The following is a 21,975-nucleotide window of genomic DNA, read 5'->3' on the forward strand; positions in this document are numbered from 1 at the left end:
AAGCAGTCGATCGTGCCGCGACTCCAGCGCCTCGTCGGACGCCCGCCGACACGATACTACCGCGACTTCGCGGCGCTGTCGGGGGTGTCCTTCGAGGTCCGCCGCGGCGAGACGGTCGGCATCGTCGGCCGCAACGGCTCCGGCAAGTCGACGCTGCTGCAAGTGGTCTGCGGCACGCTGCGGCCCAATGCCGGCAGCGTCGCGGTGAACGGCCGCATCGCGGCACTGCTCGAGCTCGGCGCCGGCTTCAATCCCGAGTTCACCGGACGCGAGAACGTCTACCTCAACGCCGCGATCCTCGGCCTGTCGCGGGAGGAGACCGATGCGCGCTTCGACGACATCGCCCGCTTCGCCGACATCGGCGATTTTATCGGCCAGCCGGTGAAGACCTACTCGTCCGGCATGTATGTGCGGCTCGCCTTCGCCACCGCCATCAATGTCGATCCCGACATCCTGGTGGTCGACGAAGCCCTGTCGGTCGGCGACGAGGCGTTCCAGCGCAAATGCTTCGCCCGCATCGAGCAGATCCAGGAGCGCGGCGGCACCATCCTGTTCGTCACCCACTCGGCGCAGCTCGTCGTCCAGCTGTGCAGTCGCGCGCTTCTGATGGATCGCGGCGAGCTGATCATGGATGGGAAGCCGAAGGCCGTGGTCAGCAACTATCAGAAGCTGCTGAATCTCTCCGGAACCGAGGCCGCGGTCAGGCGGGCCGCCATCCTGGCGACGAAACAACCCGGCAACGAGCCGTACGCCAACGCACTCGCCACCGGAACGGTCGGCAGGCCCGACTCGCCGAGTGCACCCGGCTGCGGCGGCGACTCGAACGAGGACTTCGATCCCTGCCTAGTCTCCAAGTCAGCCGTGGCCTATGTCCAACAGGGCGCCTCCATCCACAACCTCGGCATCACTACTCCGTCTGGTCGCCGTGTCAATATCCTGCGATCGGGCAGACGCTATGTGCTGGACTATCGTGTCGACTTCCACTCCGACAGCACCGATGTAATTTTTGGAATGCAGGTCAAGACAATGAGTGGAGTTGTGCTGGGTGGCGCAAACACCTCTCATCGTCGGGAGATGCAGGTTCGTCGGGCGAAGTCGGGTGACCAGCTGATCGTTCGATTCGACTTTCAGTGCGTTTTCCTGCCGGGTGTCTATGCGATCGACGTCGGGGCCCTCGGCCAAGTCGATGGTGACGTCCGTTTCCTACACCGGATCCTGGACGCGACAGTGTTTCGGGTCGCTCCCGAGGCCAACACCCTGAACTTCGGTCACATCGGGATTGATGCAAAGCTGACTATCCGGGCCGACGGCGCATCGACGGCGCCAAGCTGCCCCACCGACGTCGATGAATCCGCACAGGGCATCTGATGCCATGACCAGAATTAGCTTCTACTCCGATACGTCGAGCATCGATTCTGCTGTCGCGGCTGGAGATCACCGCACGATCGTCGGCGGGCTGTGGGACGAGATCGGCGCGCTTCAGCTCGACACCTTGGTCGCACACGGACTAAAACCTCATCATCGATTGCTCGACGTTGGATGTGGCGCCCTGAGGGGTGGAGTCCATTTTGTTCGCTATCTCGAATCGGCCCACTACTACGGGCTCGACATCAATCAATCGCTGCTCGATGCTGGATACAACCTCGAGCTTAGCGCTGCCGGCCTCCAAGATCGACTCCCCCGCTCACATCTGGCCGTCGATGCACAGTTCGACGCAACCGGATTTGGCGTCCCGTTCGATCGTGCGATGGCCTTTTCGCTGTTCACACATCTCCCGCTGGATCTGATCAGGATCTGCCTCGAACGAGTCGCGGATGTCATGACACCAGGCGGGATCTTCCATGCGACCTATTTCGAAGCGCCGGAACACCGACCGACGCGGCTCCCCATCCAGCACGCACCGACCGGGCTGACTACTTATGCCGGAAGCGACCCCTATCATCAGAGATTAAGCGATTTTGTGCATCTCGCCGACGGCCTCGCTTGGGATGTTGTCTACGCCGGCGACTTCGGACACCCGCGAGGCCAAAAACTGGTCAGCTTCGTTCGGCGACCCAGAACATCGGCTCAGCCATCCGAGACGACCCGGACCCTCGGTCTTGACGCCGCACGGTCATTGCTCGCCGGCGCCGAGCACTATCGCGCCTTCGTCGGCCCTCCCGAGCGTTACGACCTCATCGGCGCATCGCAGTTCGCACTGCTGTTCCAGCTCGGACTCAGGGATCATCACAAGGTCCTCGATTTCGGCTGCGGCTCGCTCCGACTCGGCCGGTTGCTGATTCCGTTCCTTCAGCCCGGCCGCTACCACGGGCTCGATCCGAACGACTGGCTGATCGACGACGGATTCACCCGCGAACTCGGTCACAGCGCTCTCGCCGTCAAGCACCCCCGCTTCTCCAACAACTCCGATTTCGACTGCGGTGTGTTCGGTACAAAGTTCGACTTCGTGATTGCTCAATCGATCGTCACACACACTGGTCCAGATCTGCTCGCGCGGTTGTTGCAGTCGGCCTCCAAAGTAATGACCGACACCGGCATCTTCATCTTCTCTTGCATCGAGACCCCGCAGCGGCAGGTCATCCCGCCCCCCGGCTGGCATTATCCTCATTGCGTCGGCTATGACGAAGCCCAGCTTCGCGACGCGTTATCTGCGGCGGGCCTTCATGGCGTGCGGTTGCCGTGGTTCCACCCGGGCGCTGTGTGGTGGCTGGCCAAGCGTCGCGAATCGGCCCTGCCGAACCCCTCGTTCCTGGAATCCCTGACAGGTCGCGTCCTGGGTGTGAGTCCCTGACCTTCTCCGATGACCGAACGCATGGGGGCGACCACCTGGAGCGCCGCAACTACCTCCTTACCCACCCCACCACCCGCTCGGCCAGCGCCTCGGCGGTCTCGGTGGCGGTGTCGAGGCGAAGGTCGGGCGCCTCGGGCGGCTCGTAGGGTGAATCGAAGCCGGTGAAATTCTTGATCGTGCCAGCCCTGGCCTTCGCATACAGCCCCTTGGGATCGCGCGCCATGCAGACGTCGAGCGGCGCGTCCACGAAGATCTCGACGAACTCGCCGGGCTCGACCAGGTCGCGCACCAGGCGGCGCTCGGCGCGGAACGGCGAGATCAGCGCGCACAGCACGATCAGGCCGGCGTCCACCATCAGCTTCGCCACCTCGCCGACGCGGCGGATGTTCTCCACCCGGTCGGCATCGGTGAAGCCGAGATCACGGTTGAGGCCGAACCGCACATTGTCGCCGTCCAGCATGTAGGTGTGCAGCCCCTCGGCATGCAGCCTCCGCTCGACCAGCCGCGCGATGGTCGACTTGCCGGCCCCCGACAGGCCGGTGAACCACAGCACGCAGGGGCGCTGCCGCTTCTGCGCGGCCCGCGCCGCCTTGTCGACGGCGAGCCGCTCGGGATGCAGGTTGTCGGCGCGGCGCAGGCCGAAATCGATCATGCCGGCCGCCACCGTGTCGTTGGTCTCGCGATCGACCAGCACGAACGCCCCGGTGGTGCGGTTGTCCGCGTAGGGGTCGAAGGCGACCGGCGCCGCGGTGGAGAGGTTGCACACCGCGATCTCGTTGAGCAGCAGACGCCGGGCAGCGAGCGGTGCCAACGTGCGCACGTCGATGCGATGCTTGATCTGGGTCACCGTGGCGCCGATCCAGCGGGTGCCGAGCCGCATCAGATAGGAGCGGCCGGGCAGCAGCGGCTGCTCGCCCATCCACAGGAGATGTGCCGCCATCTGGTCGCCGACGGTCGCCGGCCTATCGGCCGCCGCGAGCAGATCGCCGCGGGCGACGTCGACCTCGTCGGCCAGCACCAGCGTGACGGCGTCGCCCGCCGTCGCCACCTCGCGGTCGCCGTCCGCCGTGACGATGCGGGCGAGCCGCGCCCGGCGGCCGCCGGGTTGCACCACCACGGTGTCGCCCGGCGTCACGCGGCCGGACGCCACCGTGCCGGCGAGGCCGCGGAAATCGGCGTTCGGGCGGGCGACCCACTGGACCGGCAGCCGGAACGGCGCCGCGACGGCGTCGCTCTCGACGTCGGCGGTCTCCAGCAGATCGAGCAGCGTCGGCCCGCCGTACCAGGCCGCTGCCGTCGACGGCCGCACCACGTTGTCGCCGAAGCGCGCCGACAGCGGCACCGCCGCGATGCCGGCGAAGCCGAACGGCGCCGCGAAGTCGCGGAAAGCCTGGGCGATGCCGGCGAACACCGGCTCCGACCAGTCGACGAGATCCATCTTGTTGACCGCCAGCACCACATGTCGGACCCGGAAGAGAGCGCAGATCGCGGCGTGGCGGCGGGTCTGGTCGAGCAGGCCCTTGCGGGCGTCGATAAGCAGCACGGCGAGATCGGCGGTCGAGGCCGCGGTCGCCATGTTGCGGGTGTATTGCTCGTGGCCGGGCGCATCCATCACCACGAAGGAGCGCCGCGGGGTGGCGAAGAAGCGGTGCGCCACGTCGATGGTGATGCCTTGCTCGCGCTCGGCCTCGAGCCCGTCGAGCAGCAACGCGAGGTCGATGTCGTCGCCGGTGGTGCCCCAGCGGCGCGAGTCGCGCGCGAGCGCGGCGAGGTGGTCGTCGAACACGCGCCGGGAGTCGAGCAGCAACCGGCCGATCAGCGTCGACTTGCCGTCGTCGACCGAGCCGCAGGTGAGAAAGCGCAGCTGTCCGCGCGCCACCGCGGTGCCGGCATCGTCCACTTGGTCGGCGATCGGCGTCGGCTCCGTCATCAGAAGTAGCCTTCCCGCTTCTTGCGCTCCATCGAGGCGGCCTCGTCGCGGTCGATCAGCCGGCCCTGGCGCTCCGACGTGGTGGCGGCCTCCATCTCGGCGATGATGGCGTCGAGGGTCGCGGCGGACGATTCGATCGCGCCCGTCAGCGGCCAGCAGCCGAGGGTGCGGAAGCGCACGCGGCACGGCCGTGGCGTCTCGCCCGGCCGCAGCGGCAGGCGGTCGTCGTCGGCGACGATCAGCATGCCGTCGCGCTCGACCACGGGCCGCTCGGCCGCGAAGTAGAGCGGCACCACCGGAATGCCTTCGGCCCGCACATAGTGCCACACGTCGAGCTCGGTCCAGTTGGAGAGCGGAAACACCCGCATGGATTCGCCCGCCGCCAGCCGCGTGTTGTAGAGCCGCCACGGCTCCGGCCGCTGCCGGCGCGGGTCCCAGCCGTGGCTCGCCGAGCGCAGCGAGAACACCCGCTCCTTGGCGCGCGAGCGCTCCTCGTCGCGACGCGCCCCGCCGATCGCACAGTCGAAGCGATGCGCCGCGAGCGCCTGCTTGAGCGCCTCGGTCTTCATCACTCGCGTGTGGACCGCGGAGCCGGAGTGGAACGGATCGATGCCGGCCCGCACGCCCTCCTGGTTCACATGCACGATCAGATCGAGCCCCAGCTCCCGCGCGGTGCGGTCGCGGAACGTGATCATGTCGCGGAACTTCCAGGTGGTGTCGACATGCAGAAGCGGGAACGGCAGCGGACCGGGGAAGAACGCCTTGCGCGCCAAGTGCAGCATGGCGCTCGAATCCTTGCCGATCGAGTAGAGCATCACGGGACGCTCGAACGCCGCCGCCACCTCGCGGAGGATGGCGATCGATTCGGCTTCGAGCTGGCGCAGGTGAATCGGCAGCGATGACGACATGATCGGGATCACGGCGGGCGGCGACGAGCCGGGCTCGGGTCCGCAGCTATGGCATGGCGAGGCGGCGGGCGGAAGAGCGGGCTCCGCGGCCCGGCGCCCGTCGCCGCGCCCGCGGCTCAGCAGCCGCCGATTGCCACCTGCGAGGCGATCACGGCGTATTGGCGGTCCTGGGTCACCGCCACCGCATAAGGCCGTGCCTTGGCGGTCGCGCAGTCGATGCGGTGCTCGAAGGTCGCGTCGAAGCCCGGCGTCATGTAGCCGGGCGGAAACAGGAGCGCATCGGCGACATCGGGCCGGGCGTTGCCGGTTTGCACCACGAAAACGGCCACTCGCGGTGCGACGAGGAACACCCAGGCGGGCTTGCGGGTTTGCCGGGTGTCGACCGCCCAGCCCGCGAAGCGCAGGCGTCCGCCGTCGGCGAGCGCGACGATGTCGACCGCACCCTTGAGGGTCTCGGAGCGAGCCAGCCCGGCGGCCGCCGCCGCGCGTTCGAAGCTCCACAGGTCGACATTGCCGAGCCGGCCGATCTCGTCGGCGAGGTCGCCCCGACCGCGCACCTCGCGCCAGTACAGCGCCGTCTCGATCCGCTCGATGATCCGGTCGGCGAGCACCGCCCAGGCGAGCGCCGCACCGAGTCCGGCGAAGACCATCAGCAGCGTCCGCCGCGTCACGGCGACACCTCAACGCGGCGTTTCGGCCGGCCGCGGCCGGCCGGTGCGCGGCGGAAAGGCCGGCGCATCGGGGCGTGCGAGGCTCAGATTCGGGTTGTGGAACGGGTCCCGCTCCAGCGCGTCACCCCATCGCTCCCGCATCAGCCGCACATCCGTCGCCCAGCGTTCCGCATGGGCGACATCGTGCCGGCCGAGCGAGGCCGATTCGTGGTGGACGAGCGCCGCCGCCGGAGTCCACACGATGCGCCAGCCCGCGCCGCGCAGCCGCAGGCACAGGTCGACGTCGTTGTAGGCGAGCGGCAGCGCCGCGTCGAAGCCGCCGACGGCGCGGAACGCCTGCGCCCGGATCGCCATGCAGGCGGCGGTCACGGCGGAGACGTCGCGGTCGAGGACGAAGCGCCCGAACGGGCCGGGGCTCGCGCCCGGCTCCCGATGGCCCGTATGGCCGGCGATCCCGCCGAGCCCGAGCACCACCCCGGCATGCTGGATGGTGCCGTCGGGGTAGTGCAGCATGGCACCGGCGGCGCCGACGCCCGGCTGCATCACGCGGCCCACCAGCGCGGCCAGCCAGTCCTCGCCGATCGCTTCGGTATCGTCGTTGAGGAGGCACAGCACCGTGCCGGCGGCCACTTCGGCGCCGCGGTTGTTCACGGCCGCATAGTTGAACGGCTCGTCCGGCCCCCGCAGCACCCGCACCCGCGGGTCGGCGGCCAGCCGGTCCAGGAAGGCGGCGCGCTCCGGCATGGCCGCATGGGCAGCCGAGACCAGCACCAGCACCTCGAAGGGATCATACCGGGTCCGCCGCAACAGCGTGTCGAAGCAGGCCGCCGCGACGCGCGGACAGGCCGTAGTGGGCACCAGGATGCTGACCCGCGGGGCCGGCCGCGGCAGCGGTGGCACCACCCGCTGGCCCCAGGGCGCGGGAGCGACCTCGGCCGCCACCCCGGTGGCGGCGAGATGGGCGCTCACCGCCCGGCGGGCGGCGGCGGCACCGTCCGCGCTGCGCCAGCCCCCGGGATGGCGGGTGCCGGCGCGACGATGGTAGAGCGGCCAGGCGACATGGCGGAGAGCACCGGGCGGGGCGAACTGGGCGCAGCGCAGCACCAGGTCGTACTCCTCGGCGCCGTCGAAGCCCGGCCGGAAGCTGCCGGCCTGCTCCACCGCGGTGCGGCGGATCACGGCGAGCCGGCCGACCGCGTCACAGCCGAGCATCAGGGCCGGGTTCCAGTCCGGCTTGAACCATGGGGCGACCCGCCGCAGCGGGCGCAGGCGGCCGCCGGCCAGCAGGTCCTCGTCGGTGAAGGCCAGCACCGCGTTCGGATGCTCGGTGAGAGCCTGCACCGTGCAGGCGAGCGCGTCGGGCGCGAGCCGGTCGCCCTCGCCGATCACCGCGACGAGATCGCCCGGCGTCGCCGCCAGGCAGGCGGCGGCCGCCGCCGCCCAGGATCGATCGGAGAACCCGCCCTCCACGAGGGAAGCTCGCGGCTCGTCCCGCAGCATAGCGGCGAGCGCGGCCCGCCGGTCCGGCAGCGCCGTGCCGGGCACCGCGGCGCGCAGCTCCCAGTGCGGCCAGCTCTGGGCCCGCAGCGCATCGAGCGTGACGGCGAGGCGGGTCGGATCGGTGGCGTCCGGCAGCAGCAGCGAGACGCACGGTCCGCCGACCGCGGCCGACGCGCCTGGCTCGATCGCACGGGGGGCGGGGGGGCGGTCGAAGCGGCGAACCCAGGCCCCGTAGCCGTGCCAACCGAGCCGGCGGCCCAGCCGGCCGCCGATCCGGCGCACCAACTCGCCGGCGCCGTGCGCCCTGGCGAGCGCGACGGCCCGCCGCAAATCGCCCATGAGCCGGCCCGCTCTCACGCCACATCCCCCTCCCGGACGCGCCGGACGTCCGTCACCCCCGCACCGACTCCGAGAACACGTTGACCACCACGACGCCCGCCACGATCAGGCCGAGCCCGATGATGGCGGCGAGATCGAGCGTCTGGCGAAACCACACCCAGGCGACCGCCGAGATCAGCACGATGCCGACTCCGGACCAGATGGCGTAGACGATGCCGGTCGACATGGTGCGCAGCGTCAGCGACAGGGCGTAGAAGGCGATTCCGTAGCCGACCAAAACGACGAGGCTGGGCCACAGGCGGGTGAAGCCGTCCGACGCCTTGAGGGCCGAGGTGGCGATGACCTCCGCCACGATGGCGATGCCGAGATAGACGAGATCGGGTCGGATCGACACGGCTGGCTCCCTGCTGCTGCGATTCGCGCGGCCGCGCCCCGCCCGGTCCGCTTATCATCCGGGTGGAGGCGAGGCGAGCGGCGCTCGCGGGCGCGATCGCGCCAGAACATCGCTTGCGGGCCACCCTGGCGATGCGACACGGTACACCGGCCCCGCGATCCAACCCGAGCCTGCCCGAGCCCGCCCGATGCCCCTTTCGCTGCCGACCGCGACCGACCACGAGGACATCCGCACCGCGGTGCGCGCCCTGTGCGCCGACTTTCCGGCCGAATACTGGCGCCGGCTCGACGAGACGGCCGCCTATCCGGAGGCGTTCGTCGACGCCCTCACGCGGGCCGGCTGGCTCGCCGCGCTGATCCCGCAGGAATACGGCGGTGCCGGGCTCGGCGTCGCCGAGGCGTCGATCATCCTGGAGGAGATCAACCGGGCGGGCGGCAACTCGGGCGCCTGTCACGGCCAGATGTACAACATGTCGACGCTGCTGCGCGCCGGCTCCGAGGAGCAGAAGCGCCGCATCCTGCCGCGGCTGGCCGCCGGCGAGCTGCGCATGCAGTCGATGGCGGTCACCGAGCCGACCACCGGCTCCGACACCACCCGGCTGAAGACCACCGCGGTGAAGAAGGGCGACCGCTGGGTGATCGACGGCCAGAAGGTGTGGACGTCGCGCCTTCAACACTCCGACCTGATGATCCTGCTGGCGCGCACGACGCCGCTCGCCGCGGTGAGCAAGCGGTCGCACGGGCTCTCGGTGTTCCTGGTCGACGTCCCCGCGGCCCTGACGGCCGGCATGACGGTGCGGCCCATCCGCAACATGGTCAATCACGAGACCAACGAGGTCTTTTTCGACGGGCTCGAAATCCCGGCCGAGAACCTGATCGGCCGCGAGGGCGAGGGCTTCCGCTACATCCTCGAAGGGCTCAATGCCGAGCGCACGCTGATCGCCGCCGAATGCATCGGCGACGGCCGCTGGTTCGTCGACAAGGCGGTCGCCTACGGCAACGAGCGCGTCGTCTTCGGCCGACCGATCGGCCAGAACCAGGGCGTCCAGTTCCCCATCGCCCAAGCCCACATCCGCATCGAGGCGGCGAGCCTGATGCGCTTCAGCGCCGCCGCCCTGCACGATGCCGGCAAGCCCTGCGGGGCGGAGGCCAACATGGCCAAGCTGCTCGCCGCCGACGCCTCGTGGGAGGCCGCCAACGCCTGCCTCCAGACCTTCGGCGGCTTCGGCTTCGCGGCCGAGTACGACGTCGAGCGCAAGTTCCGCGAGACGCGGCTCTATCAGGTGGCGCCGATCTCGACCAATCTCATCCTCGCCTATGTGGGCGAGCATGTGCTCGGGCTGCCGCGCTCATATTGAGCGGCGGAGCGTGGCGACCACCGCGGCGCCGACGCGCCTCAGTCGATCTTGCGCAACGGGCCGAGATCGATCTGTTGCTTGGGCAGCGCCTTGGCCTCACCGGCGATCTGGAGGCAGGTGAGCAGCTCGACATAGCTCGCCATCTCGCGTCCGGCCTCGGCGATGCAGCCGCGCCGCTGCGCGGCCGGGAACTGGGCCCACTGGGCGACGAGCTGGGTGCGCGCCTCGGCCTCCGACTTCAGGCAGCTCTCCAGCGCCGCCGGATTGTCGGAGCCACCGCGGCAGCTCTGCCGCACGTCGAAGGTCGGCACCTGGTCGGCGGCGCCGACGGGTCCGGCGAAACCGAGAACGACGACGGCGAAGGCAAGCGGCAGACGCATCGGAACCTCCCAGACGGAACGATCCCTGTAGCGGATCGGAATGACCATATCCTTACGGTCGTGCTCCGGCGGGTTCCGGCGCAGCGTCCATAGGGCCGCCAGTGTGGCGCGCCGCCGCGACGCCTCCAATCACAAAGTCGCCGGGATGCCTGGGCGGCCGAAACATGCTTTATGTCGATGCCCTGGCCGCCGCGTCCCCGGCGGCCGTGCCGGACCCCGCCATGCCCGATCATCCGCCTGTCCCCGTGAGCGACGCGCCACGCTGGCGCGACGTCGTCCCGACGCCCGCCCTGGTGCTCGATCGCGATGCGCTCGATCACAACATCGCTCTGATGGCCGTAGCCTGCCGAGAGGCCGGCGTCGCGCTGCGGCCGCACGCCAAGACCCACAAGTGCAGCCGCATCGCGGCCCGCCAGATCGCCGCCGGAGCCTGCGGCATCGCCTGCGCCACACTGGACGAAGCCGAGGTGATGGTGGCGGCGGGCCTGCCCGGCGTGCTGATCACCTCGCCGTTGGTCGGCGCCGGCAAGCCCGAGCGGCTGGCGCGGCTCGCCGCACGGGCACCCGACCTGCTCGTGGTCGCCGACCATCCGGACGCCGTGGCGGCCCTCGACCGCGCCGCCGCGGCGGCGGGGGTCCGCCTCGGCGTGCTGGTCGACGCCGACATCGGCCATCACCGCACCGGGGTCGCCGGACCCGCCGAGGCGGTGGCGCTCGCCCGCGCCATCGCGGCCCGGCCGGCGCTGCGCTTCGCCGGGGTGCAGGGCTATGCGGGGCACATCCAGCATATCGGGAACGTCGACGCGCGGCGGAGCGCCGCCGCGGCGGCGGCCGGGCAGCTCGCCGCGGTGGTCACCGCGCTGACGGCGGCTGGGCTGCGCCCCGCCATCGTCACCGGGGCCGGCACCGGCACCCATCGGTTCGACGCCGCCGGCCCGTTCACCGAGCTGCAAGCCGGCTCCTACACCGTGATGGACGCCGAGTACGGCGCCGTCGACTACGCGGCCGGCGAGCCGTGGCCGTTCCGGCCGGCGCTGGCGGTCGCCGTCACGGTGGTCAGCGCCAATGTGCCGGGCCAGGTGACCACCGACGGCGGCACCAAGGCGTTCGCCCTCAACGGCCCGCTGCCGCGGATCGCCGACGGCCCCTTGGCCGGCGCCGCCTATGCGTTCAGAGGCGACGAGCACGGCTGCGTGACACTGCCGACCGGGGCGGCGGCGCCGTCCCCGGGCACGGTGCTGACCTGCACGGTGCCGCACTGCGACCCGACCATCGCGCACTACGACGCCGTCCACGTCGTCCACGGCGACCGCCTGGTCGACGTCTGGGCGATCGACGCCCGCGGCCGCCGCGCCGCCGCGGGGCTCGCACCGCACATGCTCCGGTAGTTTTCGCGCAACGCTCCACCGTTTACCGATTGGTCATCATCCGCTTTACCGGCGCCGCGGTTTGCGGTGGAACTGGCGCGGCCGGCTGGGGAGCCGGCGGGGACGTGACCGATGTTCTTCCGCACGCAATCGACCACGACGGCAGCCAAACGCACCACCTACTCCCGCGGCACGGTCCATTGCGGCCGCTGCGGCGCGCCTAATGATCTCTACCGGGTCGAGGCGGTGGCCGACGAGTTCTCGGTGCGGTGCGGAAGCTGTGGCCATCGCGGGTTCTACCGCAAGAGCGAGCTCGGGGTTTCGCAGCTTCCGGAGCGCCGGCGGCGGCCCCGCTGAGGGGGATCGCCGGGCCGGCGCGGCTCGACGGGCGCGGCTTGACCGGCGCGGCCGTCCTGCCTATGGTCCGCCGCGTTCGCGTGCCATGGGCGGCCCCGGGCCCTCTCGCGCATGCGTCCACCGTTAACCGCTCCCCGCACCGCCGGCTTTCCGGGCCGGCCGCGTCGGGGACGTTTGCGAATTCACCCGTGGTCTCGACCCACGGCGTGCCGAGGACGAGCCATGAAGATCCGCAACTCGCTGAAGTCCCTGCGCGGGCGCCATCGCGACAACCGTCTGGTTCGCCGCAAGGGCCGCGTCTACATCATCAACAAGACCCAGCGCCGCTTCAAGGCCCGCCAGGGCTGAGCGCAGGCGCGTCTGCTCGCTCCGGCAGCGCCGCCCGAACCCGGGCTGGCGTGTCGTCAGCATGACTCCCGCACGGCCGCGCTCGCGGCGGTGACGTTTCCATGCGGCTCTCTCGGCTGTGACGCTGTCCGCGCGGGTCGCGCGGTTCGGTCTTGCCGCGCTCGCGCGGCTGTGACGCCCCGCCGAGGTGGCCGGGCTTGTCGGCCCCGCCCCGCCGGCCCTAGATTGGCGGCATGGACCGCCGATCCGGCCACCCCCGCCTGACCACTCCTCGCCGCCTGGCCGCCGCGGCCACCGCCCGCGGCCGGCATCTCGCCTGCGCCCTGGCGTTCGTGGTCGCGCTCGCCACGCCCGGCGTCGCACCCGCCCAGGACACCGATTGGGTGGAGCCGCCCGCCAGCGTGCCGAAGGCGCCGCGCGGCGATCCGACCCGCAATCTCGACATGCTGTTCGGCGCCCTCAAGGCGGCGCCCGACGACACCACCGCCAAGGCGGTCGAGAATCGCATCTGGGCGGTCTGGCTCGCCTCCGACAGCGACACCGTCAACCTGCTGATGGCTCGCACCAAGGCGGCGCTCGACAAGGACGACCACGCGCTGGCGCTGCGGCTGCTCGATGCCATCGTCGAGATCCGGCCCCAATATGTCGAGGGCTGGAACCGGCGCGCCACGGTGGCCTTCCTGCGCAAGGACTATGCGGGCGCGCTCGCCGACCTACGCCAGGTGCTGCGCCGTGAACCGCGCCATTTCGGGGCGCTCGCCGGCCTCGGCACCATCATGCAGGAGATCGGCGACGAGACCAACGCGCTCGCGGCCTTCCGCAAGGCGCTCGACATCAACCCGCGCCTCAAGGGCATGGCCGACAAGGTCCGCATCCTCACCGACAAGGTCGAGGGCCGGCCGATCTGACGAGGAACCGACGTGCCCGCGCCGAGCCGGTCGGGGCCGGCGACGAAAGGCGTTCGCCTGCTACACCGCAACTCTGGCGCGTTTGTCGACCGCAAGCCGCGACCGGGCCGTTGGAGCAATCAGGTGGGCAGAAGACACCCGAAACGAACGCCCTTCGTTCATCTTTTGTTCCGTGTTAGAGTATCGGATGATCCTGCAATGGGGGAGTTGTTCAGCCCCGATGAAGGGCGGACTGCATGGCCGGCCGATCGAAGATCGAGTGGACCGATTCGACGTTCAATCCTTGGGTCGGCTGCACGAAGGTGGCTCGGGGTAAAGGCGCCCCGTCAGCCTGTGATTTCTGTTACGCGGAGAAATGGGCCAAGCGGAGTGGCCAAGTCGAGTGGGGCAACCATTCGCGCCGACGTACGACCGATGCCTATTGGCGCAGCCCGTTGTCGTGGAACGGTCGGGCGAGCGCGTTCCAGGCTGCATACCGGCGCCGGCAGCGCGTGTTCTGTGCATCCCTCGCCGACGTGTTCGACAATCAAGTCGATCCCGCGTGGCGGGCCGATCTGTTCAGCCTCATCCGCACATGCGACCAGCTCGACTGGCAGCTCCTGACCAAGCGGCCCCAGAACATCCTTAAGATGCTGCCCCCTGATTGGGGCGACGGTTATCCAAACGTCTGGCTCGGAACGACGACGGAAGACGCCCTCGCCTACAAGCAACGGGTGCCTTTCCTTCTCGATGTGCCGGCCGCGATTCACTTCGTCAGCTACGAGCCCGCGATCGGTCCGATCGAGCGACTCGTCGTTGACGGACGGTGTCCCGACTGGGTCATCATCGGCGGTGAGAGTGGCGTCCGCTCGGATCGCTTTCGCCCGACAAATCCGCAATGGGTGCGGGACGCGATCATCGAATGCTGCCGCGTCGGAGCCGCACCGTTCTTGAAGCAGTGGGGCTCCTACAAGAACAACCCGCTGGTTGTCGAGGAGGGCTTGATCGAGTCCCAAGCCATCGACATCGATCCGCCAGAGAATGGAAAAGGCGGCGGAAAACTAGATGGGGTTTTGTGGCGTGAGTTTCCTGAGGTAAAGTCCCGAAACAAGCAAGCGAGTGTCCTGCGACTGAGGGGCGCCCGGAATGCCTCAAAGGGACTTGGAGCGATATACGCTGGGCGATGACGGCTTGATCGCCGAAACGGTCGGCTCCTGGGCCGTCGAGAAACTCAAGCTCGTGACTGATTATGTTTACATATCTGGTGCGCCCCGCAAAGGTTTTTTGGGTACGGGCGCAGCCTACATCGATCCGTTTTGCGGGGCCGGCCGCTCACTGATCCGTGGCACGAAGACGTTTATCGATGGCAGCCCCGTCGCGGCATTCAAGCGATCGCTTCAATCGCCGGGACGGTTCACGTCGATCGCCATCTCGGACGGCGACGAAGAGCTTCTCGCCGCCGCGACGAAACGCCTGACGGTCTTGGACGCTCCGGTTCGTGCTTTTGGCGGAACCGCGAGCGAGTCGATGCCGAAGATCGTCCGGAGCTTGGACAGATACGGATTGCATCTGGCCTTTCTCGATCCGTACAGTCTCGGCGCATTGTCGTTCGATCTGTTCGAAGAACTCGCGAAGCTCAAGAACATCGACGTGATCGCCCATGTCAGCGTGTCGGACCTTCAGCGCAATGCGGACCGCTATACCGACAAGGCTTACGAACAGTTCGACAGATTTGCTCCCGGATGGCGCAGCAAGGTGAAGGTCGACACGAATCAGGCGGCGTTTCGTGCGGCCATCCTCCAATACTGGTCCGAGAAGGTGACGGCACTCGGGCTCCCGCAGGCGAAGCATCGGGAGCTGATCCGCGGCGGGAAGGGACAGCGTCTGTATTGGCTGATACTGCTGTCGCGGCATCAGCTCGCTCACAAATTTTGGGCAAAGGTGAGTTCGGCAGCGAGATCGCCAATGTTCGATGGCATCTAACGACGAGAACTCGATCCATTCGGCCGCACTTACTCCGCCGCCTTCGGCCCCACATAGGTGATGCGCACCATGTTGGTGGCCCCCGGCATGCCGAGCGGCACGCCGGCCACGATGATGATGCGCTCGCCGGCACGGGCGAAGCCGTGCGCGAAGGCGGTGCGGCAGGCGCGCTCCACCATGTCGTCGGGATCGCGCGCATCGGCGTCGACCACCGCGTGCACGCCCCACACCAGCGCCAGCCTGCGGCCGGTGGCGAGGCTGGGCGAGATCGACACCACCGGCACGGTCGGCCGCTCGCGGGCGACCCGGAACGCGGTGGCGCCCGAGGAGGTCCACGACACCACCGCCGACAGGTCCAAGGTCTCGGCGATCTGCCGGGCGGCGGCCGCGATGGCGTCGGCGCCGGTGCGCTCGGGCGGCGCCCGCAGCCCCTCGATCACCGTCGCGAAAGTGGGGTCGCGCTCCACCTCCTCGGCGATCCGGTTCATGGTGGCGACCGCCTCGACCGGATACTGGCCGGCGGCCGATTCGGCCGACAGCATCACGGCGTCGGCCCCCTCGAAGATGGCGGTGGCGACGTCCGACACCTCGGCGCGGGTGGGCACCGGGCTCGAGATCATCGATTCGAGCATCTGGGTGGCGACCACCACCGGCTTGCCGGCGCGCCGCGCCTCGCGGGTGATCTGCTTCTGAAGACCCGGCACCTTCTCCAGCGGCATCTCGACGCCGAGATCGCCGCGCGCCACCATCAGCGCGTCGGCGGCGTCGAGGATGTCGTGCAGGTCCTTGATGGCCTGCGGCTTCTCGATCTTGGCGAGGAGCCCGGCGCGGCCCCGGGTGATCTTGCGGGCGGCGGCCAGATCGGCGGCGCGCTGGATGAACGACATGGCGATCCAGTCGACGCCGGCGTGCAGGGCTGCCTCGAGGTCGCGGTGGTCCTTCTCGGTGAGGGCCGGGAACGCGATGGTGGTGTCGGGCAGGCTGAGGCCCTTGCGGGCGGTCAGCCGGCCGCCGACCTCGACCCGGGTCACGGCCCGTCCCGGCATCGCCTCCAGCACCGTCAGGCGCAGCTTGCCGTCGTCGAGCAGCAGGCAATGCCCGGGCTCCAGCGCCTCCAGCACCTCGGGATGCGGCACATGGACCCGGCCGGCATCGCCCGGGGTCGGATCGGCGTCGAGCACGAAGGTGGCACCGCGATCGAGCATCACTACCGGCTCCGCGAAGGTGCCGATGCGCAGCTTCGGTCCCTGGAGGTCGGCCAGGATGCCGACCGGACGGCCGAGATCCTCCTCGACGGCGCGGATCATCCGCACCATCTCGCGCATGCGATCCGGGGCCGTATGGCTCATGTTGATGCGGAACACGTCCGCACCGGCCTGGAACAGGCGGGCGATCGCCGCCTGGTCGGCGCTCGCCGGGCCGAGGGTGGCGACGATCTTGACGCGCCGCTGTCGTCTCATCGGGAGGTTCCGGGGAATTGCGGGGGAGCGGACGGGCGGCCCGGGGCGGGCGGCACCGTCATGAAGGGGGTGGGGCTGCCGGGCGTCGATCCGGCCGGCCGCTGCGAGGTCTGCTCGTTCGAGTCGGTCAGCTGAACCGTCCAGGTCTGCTGCTCGCCGGTGTCGACCTCGAAGAAGCCGGTCCGATCATAGCCGCGGGCCAGGCAGTCCTCGGTGCCGCGAATCGTGAACTCCTTGTCGCGCGTGCACATGTACGCCTGACCGGACCATTCGCCGCCACGGTCGTAGTCTACGGCATAGATGTAATAGTATCGTGCAACGAGGGTGCCGCGGAGCAGCGTCTCGCAGGTGCGGGCCGGCAGGTTCCACCAGCCCTCGGTCGCCCAGCCGTCGCCGTCCTTGTAGCCGACGGCGACGCCGACCCGTCCGGCCGTATTGTTGCACAAGCGGAAATCGGCATGCGCCGGTCCCGCCAGGCCGACGGCGGCAAGCCCCAGCGCCGCCACTCCCAGCCTGGCAAAGCCCAGCCTCGCGGCCGCCAGCACGGTGGCCGCGCCGGCTCTCCGCCGCCGCGCCGGGACCGGCGCGGCCGTCGTGTTCCATTCTGTCGCTCTCGCCATGCCGGCCAGCGTGCCCCGGAGGGCCGATCACCGTTCGACCAGGATGGCCCGAAAGTCGTTGATGTTGGTGCAGGTCGGACCCGGCCGCAACAGGTCGCCGAGTCGCTCGAAGAAGCCCGTGGAGTCGTTGTCGGCAAGAAACGCGGCGGGATCGAGGCCGAGGGCGCGGGCGCGGGCCACTGTGGTCTCGTCCACATAGGCGCCGGCCGGGTCGTCGGCCTTGCCGCCGCCGCCGTCGATGCCGTCGGTGTCGGCCGCGATCGCCGCCACCCCGGGCATGCCGTCGAGCGCCGCCGCCAGTGCCAGGACGTATTCCTGGTTCGGCCCGCCGCGCCCCTTGCCGCGCAACGTCACGGTCAGCTCGCCGCCCGACAGGATGACGGCCCGCCGTCCCTGCGCGGCGAACTCCTTGGCGATGGCGGCGTGCTGGGCCGCCACCGTGCGGGCCTCGCCCTCCAGCCGGTCGCCGAGCAGCAGGCAGTCGAGCCCGGAGGCCCGGATCTTGGCCTCGACCTGCTCGAAGGCAGCTTGCGGGCGGGCCACGATGCGGTAGTCGAGATCCGCGAAGGCGGGATTGCCGGGCTTGGGCGACTCGTTGGCCGGATTCTCCAGCGCCTGCCTGATCTCGTCGGGGATCTCCAGCCCGTAACGCGCCACGATGGCGCGAGCGTCGGCGAGGGTCGAGGGGTCCGGCACCGTCGGCCCCGAGCCGATGACGCTCGGGTCGTCGCCGGGCACGTCGGAGATGGACAGCGTCACCACCCGGGCCGGATGCGCGCGCGCCGCCAGCCGGCCGCCCTTGAGCCGCGACAGGTGCTTCCGCACCGTGTTGATCTCGCCGATATTGGCGCCGCAGCGCAGCAGCGCCCGGGTCACCGCCTGCTTGGCGGCGAGCGTGATGCCCTCGGCCGGCGCGATCCAGTTGGCCGAGGCGCCGCCCGAGACCAGCACCAGCACGAGGTCGTCGGGACCGGCCGAATCGGCGAGCTGCAAGGTCTTCTCGGCGCCGGCGAGACCGGCCGCATCGGGCACCGGATGGCCGGCCTCGACCACCTCGATCACCCGGCCGGGGCGGCCGTGGCCGTGGCGGGTCACCGCGACGCCGGCGAGCCGCGCCGCCGGCAGCCCCAGCCGGTCGAGATAATGGGCCTCGACCGCCTCGACGCTGGCGCCGGCGGCCTTGCCGGCGGCCAGCACGATCAGGCGGCCATCGGGAGGCGGCGGCGGCAGCTCCGGCGGCAGGCAGGTGGCCGGGTGGGCGGCCGCGACGGCCGCCTCGTAGAATCGCATCAGCAGATCGCGGGTCGGGCTCATGACAACCTCGAACTCTCTCGCGGGCCGCGACGGCGCCGCCCGGCCCAATCGCCTTATAGTCGCGAACGCACGATCGTGCCCCGGGCGACGACGCGCAGCCGCCGTGCGCCGGGCGCACTGGCCGGCCCGGCTGGTGGCACGGCCCGCCACGGCCTATCCTGGCCGCTCCGCGGAGGACCTCCGATGACCCCCGACCCGACCCCTGTCGACCCGACCTCTGTCGATCCGGCGACCTTGGACCCCACCACCCGCACCGCGCTGGAAGCGGCCGTGTTCCGCCGGCTGGTGGAGCACCTGCGCCAGCGCTCCGACGTGCAGAACATCGACCTGATGAACCTCGCCGGCTTCTGCCGGAACTGCCTGTCCAACTGGCTGAAGGAGGCGGCGGAGGCGCACGGCGTGCCGCTGTCCAAGGAGGCCAGCCGCGAGGCGGTCTACGGCATGCCCTACGAGGACTGGAAGGAGAAGCACCAGCGCGAGGCGACCGCCGCCCAGAAGGCGGCGTTCGCGGTCTCGCATCGGCACGAGCCGCATGACCACGGCTGAGCGCCCGGCCGGCCGAGGCCCGGCCAGCACGGTTGACGGAGCCTTAACGGGACGCCTGTAGTCCCAGGGCTCCGACTTTTTTCACTCGGGCATGTGGATGATGTGAATCGGTCGGGCCCTGCCCTGCCCTCGCCTTGACGGCCCGGCAAAATCGGACCGTATCACCCGCAGCCTTCCTGTTCCGCCGAGGACCGTCCATGCCGACCAGCGCCGCCGCCACCGACGAACGTGCCGAGAAGAATCGCGCGACGCGGTTCGCCCAGGACCAGCTCCGCGCCTTCGTGGAGCGCATCGAGAAGCTCGAGGAAGAGAAGAAGGCGATCGCCGACGACATCAAGGACGTGTTCGCCGAGGCCAAGGGCAACGGCTACGACGTCAAGGCGCTGCGCGCCGTCATCCGCCTGCGCAAGCAGGACAAGGACGAGCGCGCCGAGCACGAGGCGATCCTGGAGACCTACCTGGCCGCCCTCGGCATGGCGTGAGGACGCCGCCGGCCGCTCGCCGGCCGGCCGCCCGCCGCATCGATGCACATGAAAACAGCCCGGCCGCTGAGCCGGGCTTTTTTCATGGATGCGGCTTTCATGGATACGGCCGTGCAACGTCGGCCCCGGCTCCGATCCGGTTGGGCCGGGCCAGCAGCCGTGGTTGCGCGGGGGCCCCGCGCCTCACCTCTCCCCGCTGGCGGGGAGAGGTCGGATCGCAGGCCAAATGCCTGCGATCCGGGAGAGGGGGCGCCGCCACTCGTCGAGATACCGGGGCGGCCGCAACCGCCCTAGCCCTTACCTGGGGCGCCATCGCGCGCCTGCCCTCTCCCCACTCCACGGGGCGAGGGAGCACCAGACGTGCCCCGAGTCAGCGCAGGGCGGCGGTGCGGCGGAACGTGACGGTCGCCAGGAACACCACGGCGCCGCCGCTGAAGCGGTCGTTGGCCAGGCCCGGATAGGGCTCGGGCGCGAACGCCATCACCACGCTGCCGACCGGCTTGCCCATCAGGCTGCGCAGCTCGGTGTAGTCGGGATCGCCGGAGGGCGTCACCGTCAGGGCGGTGGTCAGGCTCGGCGCCAGCATCACGGCCCGCAGCCACGGATCGTCGAAGCGAGTCCCGGGCGCCACCGGGCGCACCGCCGCGGTCTGCGGCGCCGGCGCGGAGGCTGCCGCCACCGGGCGCTCGACGGGCGCCGGAGCCGGGGCCGGCTGGCGTCCACCCACCGGCACGCGGGCGGCGGTCTTCTTCACCACGGTGAGGGGATCGGCGTCGGCCGCAGCCGGGGCCGTGGTCGGCGCGACGGTCGGCGGCTCGGCGGTCAGCCGGGCGCGATCGACGAGCGAGCCCATGGCCGGCGTGCGGGCGACCGGCGCCGGAGCGGCGCGGCGGTCGGGCTCGGACGCATAGGCGAGGGCCAGCTCCAGCGGCACGCGATCGGCGGTGTCGCCGCGCTGGCGCGACCACAGCGAGCCGGTCTCGCTCGGCGTGCGGTCGCGGCCGGTCGGCACGATCACGTCGCCGGCCGAGGCGGTGCGGTAGGGCTGATCGCCGGCGGCGATCTGGCCGGGCGCCGCGCCGATCGACGCCGGCGGACGCGGCGGCTCGCCGATCAGCTCGACCGCCGTGCTGGTCGAGGCGGCGAGCTGGAACATCTCGGGCTCGGGCGCCGGCGCGGCGGCAGCAGCCACGGGGGCCGCCGCGGCGGCGCGCGACGGAGTCGCCACCGCGACCCGGACAGTCTCCGGCTTGGCGACGACGGGCTTCGCCGGCTCTGCCTTGGCGGTCTCGGCCTTGCGGGCGTCGGTGCGGGTCGTGTCGGCGCGGGCGAGATCGAGCTTGACGTCTACGCGGGTCGCATCGGTGGGGGCGGTGTCGGCCTGCGCGACGCGAGTGCGCCCGGCACGCGCGGTGTCCGGCTTGGTCGGGTTCGGCTTGGCGCCGGCTGCCGGCGTGGCCCGCGCGGCGTCCTCGTCCTCCTCCGGGTCCTTGGTGCCGCCGAACAGCGCGGTCAGCAGGTTGCGGCCGGACTTGGCGGGCGCCGCCGTGTCGAGACCCGCGAAGGCCGACGACGAGCCGCGCTTCTGGATGTCGGCCAGCGCGAGCTGATAGCCGGGCAGCGGCTTGCCGTTGGACGGGACGTGGACGGTGCGGCCGTCCGGGAACACGCGGGCGAGCTGATCGTAGCTCATCTTCGGCCAGTGGCGGACGCTCGCCACGTCGACATGGATGAACTGCGAGCCCGGATAGTAGCCGACGCCGCCGCGATGCAGACGCAGCGCCGCCTCGCGCTGCTTGTCGAGCGGCACGTTGCGAATCTTCAGGTCGATCGCCTTGCCGAGCATGTGCTGGCTAAACTGGGCGACGCCGCCGCTGCGCCGGCGCAGCATCGAGTTGGTCTCGGGCGCGCGGTAACCACAGATGATGTCGACCTCGCCGCCGCCGACCGCGCGGGTCAGCTCCCACACCGCATCGATCACCAGCGGGTCCATGCGGACCGACTGGTTGCGGCGCCAGTCGCGCATCACCCAGTCGATCTTCTTCATCGCGTCGGGATCGTAGCGGCCGTCACGCTTGTAGGTGACGGTCAGCGTCTCGCCCGTATGGGTGTGGTGAAACGAGAGCGTGCGGGTGTCGCCCACCGCCGATGCGGTCTGCAAGCTGCCGCAGCCGATGACGATCAGCAGGGTGGCGAGGCCGACCCGGCGACCGGCACGCGATACGATGCCGGTCGCCGTGTCGCGGCGGACGTCGCTGACAGCCACGTTCGATCTCATTCAGACAAAGCTCCACCGTCTTCGCGAACGGTGTTCGCGAAGCGTGCCGTCATGCCGCGCCCC

Annotated in this window: 21 protein-coding genes; 11 read left to right on the forward strand and 10 right to left on the reverse strand. The window is 70.4% G+C overall.

What is annotated here, in order from left to right:
- The first annotated feature begins 84 nt into the window (after positions 1–84).
- Positions 85–1,368, forward strand: a complete 1,284-nt coding sequence (locus ACFQUV_RS10045; RefSeq protein ID WP_244601713.1) for an ABC transporter ATP-binding protein — start codon at positions 85–87, stop codon at positions 1,366–1,368.
- Positions 1,346–2,791: a methyltransferase gene (locus ACFQUV_RS10050; RefSeq protein WP_129610962.1), complete on the forward strand. Its 1,446-nt coding sequence runs from the start codon at positions 1,346–1,348 to the stop codon at positions 2,789–2,791. The genes ACFQUV_RS10045 and ACFQUV_RS10050 overlap by 23 nt, the downstream gene beginning before the upstream one ends.
- 49 nt (positions 2,792–2,840) lie before the next feature.
- On the opposite strand, the gene cysN is transcribed toward ACFQUV_RS10050, so the two are convergent.
- The 5 genes from cysN to ACFQUV_RS10075 all read right to left on the reverse strand — a co-directional run bounded on the left by cysN (position 2,841) and on the right by ACFQUV_RS10075 (position 8,527).
- On the reverse strand, positions 2,841–4,721 hold the full coding sequence (cysN, locus tag ACFQUV_RS10055; protein WP_129610961.1) for a sulfate adenylyltransferase subunit CysN: 1,881 nt from the start codon (positions 4,719–4,721) through the stop codon (positions 2,841–2,843).
- The gene (cysD, locus tag ACFQUV_RS10060; protein ID WP_129610960.1) at positions 4,721–5,629 is read right to left on the reverse strand and encodes a sulfate adenylyltransferase subunit CysD; all 909 of its coding nucleotides are present in this window, start codon (positions 5,627–5,629) and stop codon (positions 4,721–4,723) included. Before cysD ends, cysN begins: the two co-directional genes overlap by 1 nt.
- 116 nt (positions 5,630–5,745) lie before the next feature.
- Positions 5,746–6,279 carry a hypothetical protein gene (locus ACFQUV_RS10065; RefSeq protein ID WP_129610959.1) on the reverse strand — a complete coding sequence of 178 codons (534 nt, stop codon included), beginning with the start codon at positions 6,277–6,279 and terminating at the stop codon, positions 5,746–5,748.
- A gap of 30 nt (positions 6,280–6,309) precedes the next feature.
- A complete protein-coding gene (locus tag ACFQUV_RS10070; RefSeq protein ID WP_165364139.1) occupies positions 6,310–8,139 on the reverse strand; it encodes a glycosyltransferase in 1,830 nt (609 codons plus the stop codon).
- Between the two features lie 52 nt (positions 8,140–8,191).
- A complete protein-coding gene (locus ACFQUV_RS10075; RefSeq protein WP_129610973.1) occupies positions 8,192–8,527 on the reverse strand; it encodes a multidrug efflux SMR transporter in 336 nt (111 codons plus the stop codon).
- Positions 8,528–8,720: 193 nt separating this feature from the next.
- Here ACFQUV_RS10075 and ACFQUV_RS10080 point away from each other — a divergent pair, with 193 nt between their 5' ends.
- Entirely contained in the window at positions 8,721–9,890 is a 1,170-nt protein-coding gene (locus tag ACFQUV_RS10080) for an acyl-CoA dehydrogenase family protein (RefSeq protein ID WP_129610958.1), read from the forward strand.
- 38 nt (positions 9,891–9,928) lie between these two features.
- Here the strand turns inward: ACFQUV_RS10080 and ACFQUV_RS10085 are convergent, their stop codons facing one another.
- Positions 9,929–10,270, reverse strand: coding sequence for a hypothetical protein (locus ACFQUV_RS10085; protein ID WP_129610957.1), 342 nt, complete (start codon positions 10,268–10,270; stop codon positions 9,929–9,931).
- A gap of 221 nt (positions 10,271–10,491) precedes the next feature.
- On the opposite strand from ACFQUV_RS10085, the gene ACFQUV_RS10090 reads away from it, so the two are divergent.
- The 6 genes from ACFQUV_RS10090 (at position 10,492) to tcmP (ending at position 15,212) form a co-directional block, all read left to right on the forward strand.
- The gene (locus tag ACFQUV_RS10090) at positions 10,492–11,658 is read left to right on the forward strand and encodes an alanine racemase (RefSeq protein ID WP_129610956.1); all 1,167 of its coding nucleotides are present in this window, start codon (positions 10,492–10,494) and stop codon (positions 11,656–11,658) included.
- Positions 11,659–11,769: 111 nt separating this feature from the next.
- Entirely contained in the window at positions 11,770–11,994 is a 225-nt protein-coding gene (locus ACFQUV_RS10095) for a hypothetical protein (RefSeq protein ID WP_129610955.1), read from the forward strand.
- 222 nt (positions 11,995–12,216) lie between these two features.
- Positions 12,217–12,342: a type B 50S ribosomal protein L36 gene (gene ykgO / locus ACFQUV_RS10100; protein WP_111359374.1), complete on the forward strand. Its 126-nt coding sequence runs from the start codon at positions 12,217–12,219 to the stop codon at positions 12,340–12,342.
- 233 nt (positions 12,343–12,575) lie between these two features.
- Entirely contained in the window at positions 12,576–13,250 is a 675-nt protein-coding gene (locus tag ACFQUV_RS10105; protein WP_129610954.1) for a tetratricopeptide repeat protein, read from the forward strand.
- A gap of 236 nt (positions 13,251–13,486) precedes the next feature.
- Positions 13,487–14,416, forward strand: a complete 930-nt coding sequence (locus ACFQUV_RS10110) for a DUF5131 family protein (protein ID WP_129610953.1) — start codon at positions 13,487–13,489, stop codon at positions 14,414–14,416.
- Between the two features lie 4 nt (positions 14,417–14,420).
- On the forward strand, positions 14,421–15,212 hold the full coding sequence (gene tcmP / locus ACFQUV_RS10115; protein ID WP_165364138.1) for a three-Cys-motif partner protein TcmP: 792 nt from the start codon (positions 14,421–14,423) through the stop codon (positions 15,210–15,212).
- Positions 15,213–15,241: 29 nt separating this feature from the next.
- On the opposite strand, the gene pyk is transcribed toward tcmP, so the two are convergent.
- The 3 genes from pyk to ACFQUV_RS10130 form a co-directional block, all read right to left on the reverse strand.
- Positions 15,242–16,672: a pyruvate kinase gene (pyk, locus tag ACFQUV_RS10120; RefSeq protein ID WP_111388115.1), complete on the reverse strand. Its 1,431-nt coding sequence runs from the start codon at positions 16,670–16,672 to the stop codon at positions 15,242–15,244.
- The gene (locus tag ACFQUV_RS10125; RefSeq protein WP_378394880.1) at positions 16,669–17,217 is read right to left on the reverse strand and encodes a DUF1036 domain-containing protein; all 549 of its coding nucleotides are present in this window, start codon (positions 17,215–17,217) and stop codon (positions 16,669–16,671) included. The genes pyk and ACFQUV_RS10125 overlap by 4 nt, the downstream gene beginning before the upstream one ends.
- Before the next feature lie 102 nt (positions 17,218–17,319).
- Positions 17,320–18,606: a glycerate kinase gene (locus ACFQUV_RS10130; protein WP_129609390.1), complete on the reverse strand. Its 1,287-nt coding sequence runs from the start codon at positions 18,604–18,606 to the stop codon at positions 17,320–17,322.
- Positions 18,607–18,840: 234 nt separating this feature from the next.
- Here ACFQUV_RS10130 and ACFQUV_RS10135 point away from each other — a divergent pair, with 234 nt between their 5' ends.
- A complete protein-coding gene (locus tag ACFQUV_RS10135) occupies positions 18,841–19,152 on the forward strand; it encodes a DUF1244 domain-containing protein (protein WP_207211489.1) in 312 nt (103 codons plus the stop codon).
- 197 nt (positions 19,153–19,349) lie between these two features.
- Positions 19,350–19,634, forward strand: a complete 285-nt coding sequence (locus ACFQUV_RS10140) for a DUF2312 domain-containing protein (protein WP_111384870.1) — start codon at positions 19,350–19,352, stop codon at positions 19,632–19,634.
- 370 nt (positions 19,635–20,004) lie between these two features.
- Here the strand turns inward: ACFQUV_RS10140 and ACFQUV_RS10145 are convergent, their stop codons facing one another.
- Positions 20,005–21,900, reverse strand: coding sequence for a DUF882 domain-containing protein (locus tag ACFQUV_RS10145; protein WP_165363920.1), 1,896 nt, complete (start codon positions 21,898–21,900; stop codon positions 20,005–20,007).
- Positions 21,901–21,975: the final 75 nt, after the last annotated feature.

This window comes from Rhodoplanes sp. P11, assembly GCF_964266735.1.
GTDB classification, from domain to species: domain Bacteria; phylum Pseudomonadota; class Alphaproteobacteria; order Rhizobiales; family Xanthobacteraceae; genus Rhodoplanes; species Rhodoplanes serenus.

What these genes read in the sequence shown, in the direction of transcription:
- ACFQUV_RS10050 (WP_129610962.1), top strand. Translation starts at nt 1,346, where the DNA reads ATGAATCCGCACAGGGCATCTGATGCCATGACCAGAATTAGCTTCTAC.
- cysN (WP_129610961.1), bottom strand. Translation starts at nt 4,721, where the DNA reads ATGACGGAGCCGACGCCGATCGCCGACCAAGTGGACGATGCCGGCACC.
- cysD (WP_129610960.1), bottom strand. Translation starts at nt 5,629, where the DNA reads ATGTCGTCATCGCTGCCGATTCACCTGCGCCAGCTCGAAGCCGAATCG.
- ACFQUV_RS10065 (WP_129610959.1), bottom strand. Translation starts at nt 6,279, where the DNA reads ATGGTCTTCGCCGGACTCGGTGCGGCGCTCGCCTGGGCGGTGCTCGCC.
- ACFQUV_RS10070 (WP_165364139.1), bottom strand. Translation starts at nt 8,139, where the DNA reads ATGGGCGATTTGCGGCGGGCCGTCGCGCTCGCCAGGGCGCACGGCGCC.
- ACFQUV_RS10080 (WP_129610958.1), top strand. Translation starts at nt 8,721, where the DNA reads ATGCCCCTTTCGCTGCCGACCGCGACCGACCACGAGGACATCCGCACC.
- ACFQUV_RS10085 (WP_129610957.1), bottom strand. Translation starts at nt 10,270, where the DNA reads ATGCGTCTGCCGCTTGCCTTCGCCGTCGTCGTTCTCGGTTTCGCCGGA.
- ACFQUV_RS10090 (WP_129610956.1), top strand. Translation starts at nt 10,492, where the DNA reads ATGCCCGATCATCCGCCTGTCCCCGTGAGCGACGCGCCACGCTGGCGC.
- ACFQUV_RS10095 (WP_129610955.1), top strand. Translation starts at nt 11,770, where the DNA reads ATGTTCTTCCGCACGCAATCGACCACGACGGCAGCCAAACGCACCACC.
- ykgO (WP_111359374.1), top strand. Translation starts at nt 12,217, where the DNA reads ATGAAGATCCGCAACTCGCTGAAGTCCCTGCGCGGGCGCCATCGCGAC.
- ACFQUV_RS10105 (WP_129610954.1), top strand. Translation starts at nt 12,576, where the DNA reads ATGGACCGCCGATCCGGCCACCCCCGCCTGACCACTCCTCGCCGCCTG.
- ACFQUV_RS10110 (WP_129610953.1), top strand. Translation starts at nt 13,487, where the DNA reads ATGGCCGGCCGATCGAAGATCGAGTGGACCGATTCGACGTTCAATCCT.
- pyk (WP_111388115.1), bottom strand. Translation starts at nt 16,672, where the DNA reads ATGAGACGACAGCGGCGCGTCAAGATCGTCGCCACCCTCGGCCCGGCG.
- ACFQUV_RS10130 (WP_129609390.1), bottom strand. Translation starts at nt 18,606, where the DNA reads ATGAGCCCGACCCGCGATCTGCTGATGCGATTCTACGAGGCGGCCGTC.
- ACFQUV_RS10140 (WP_111384870.1), top strand. Translation starts at nt 19,350, where the DNA reads ATGCCGACCAGCGCCGCCGCCACCGACGAACGTGCCGAGAAGAATCGC.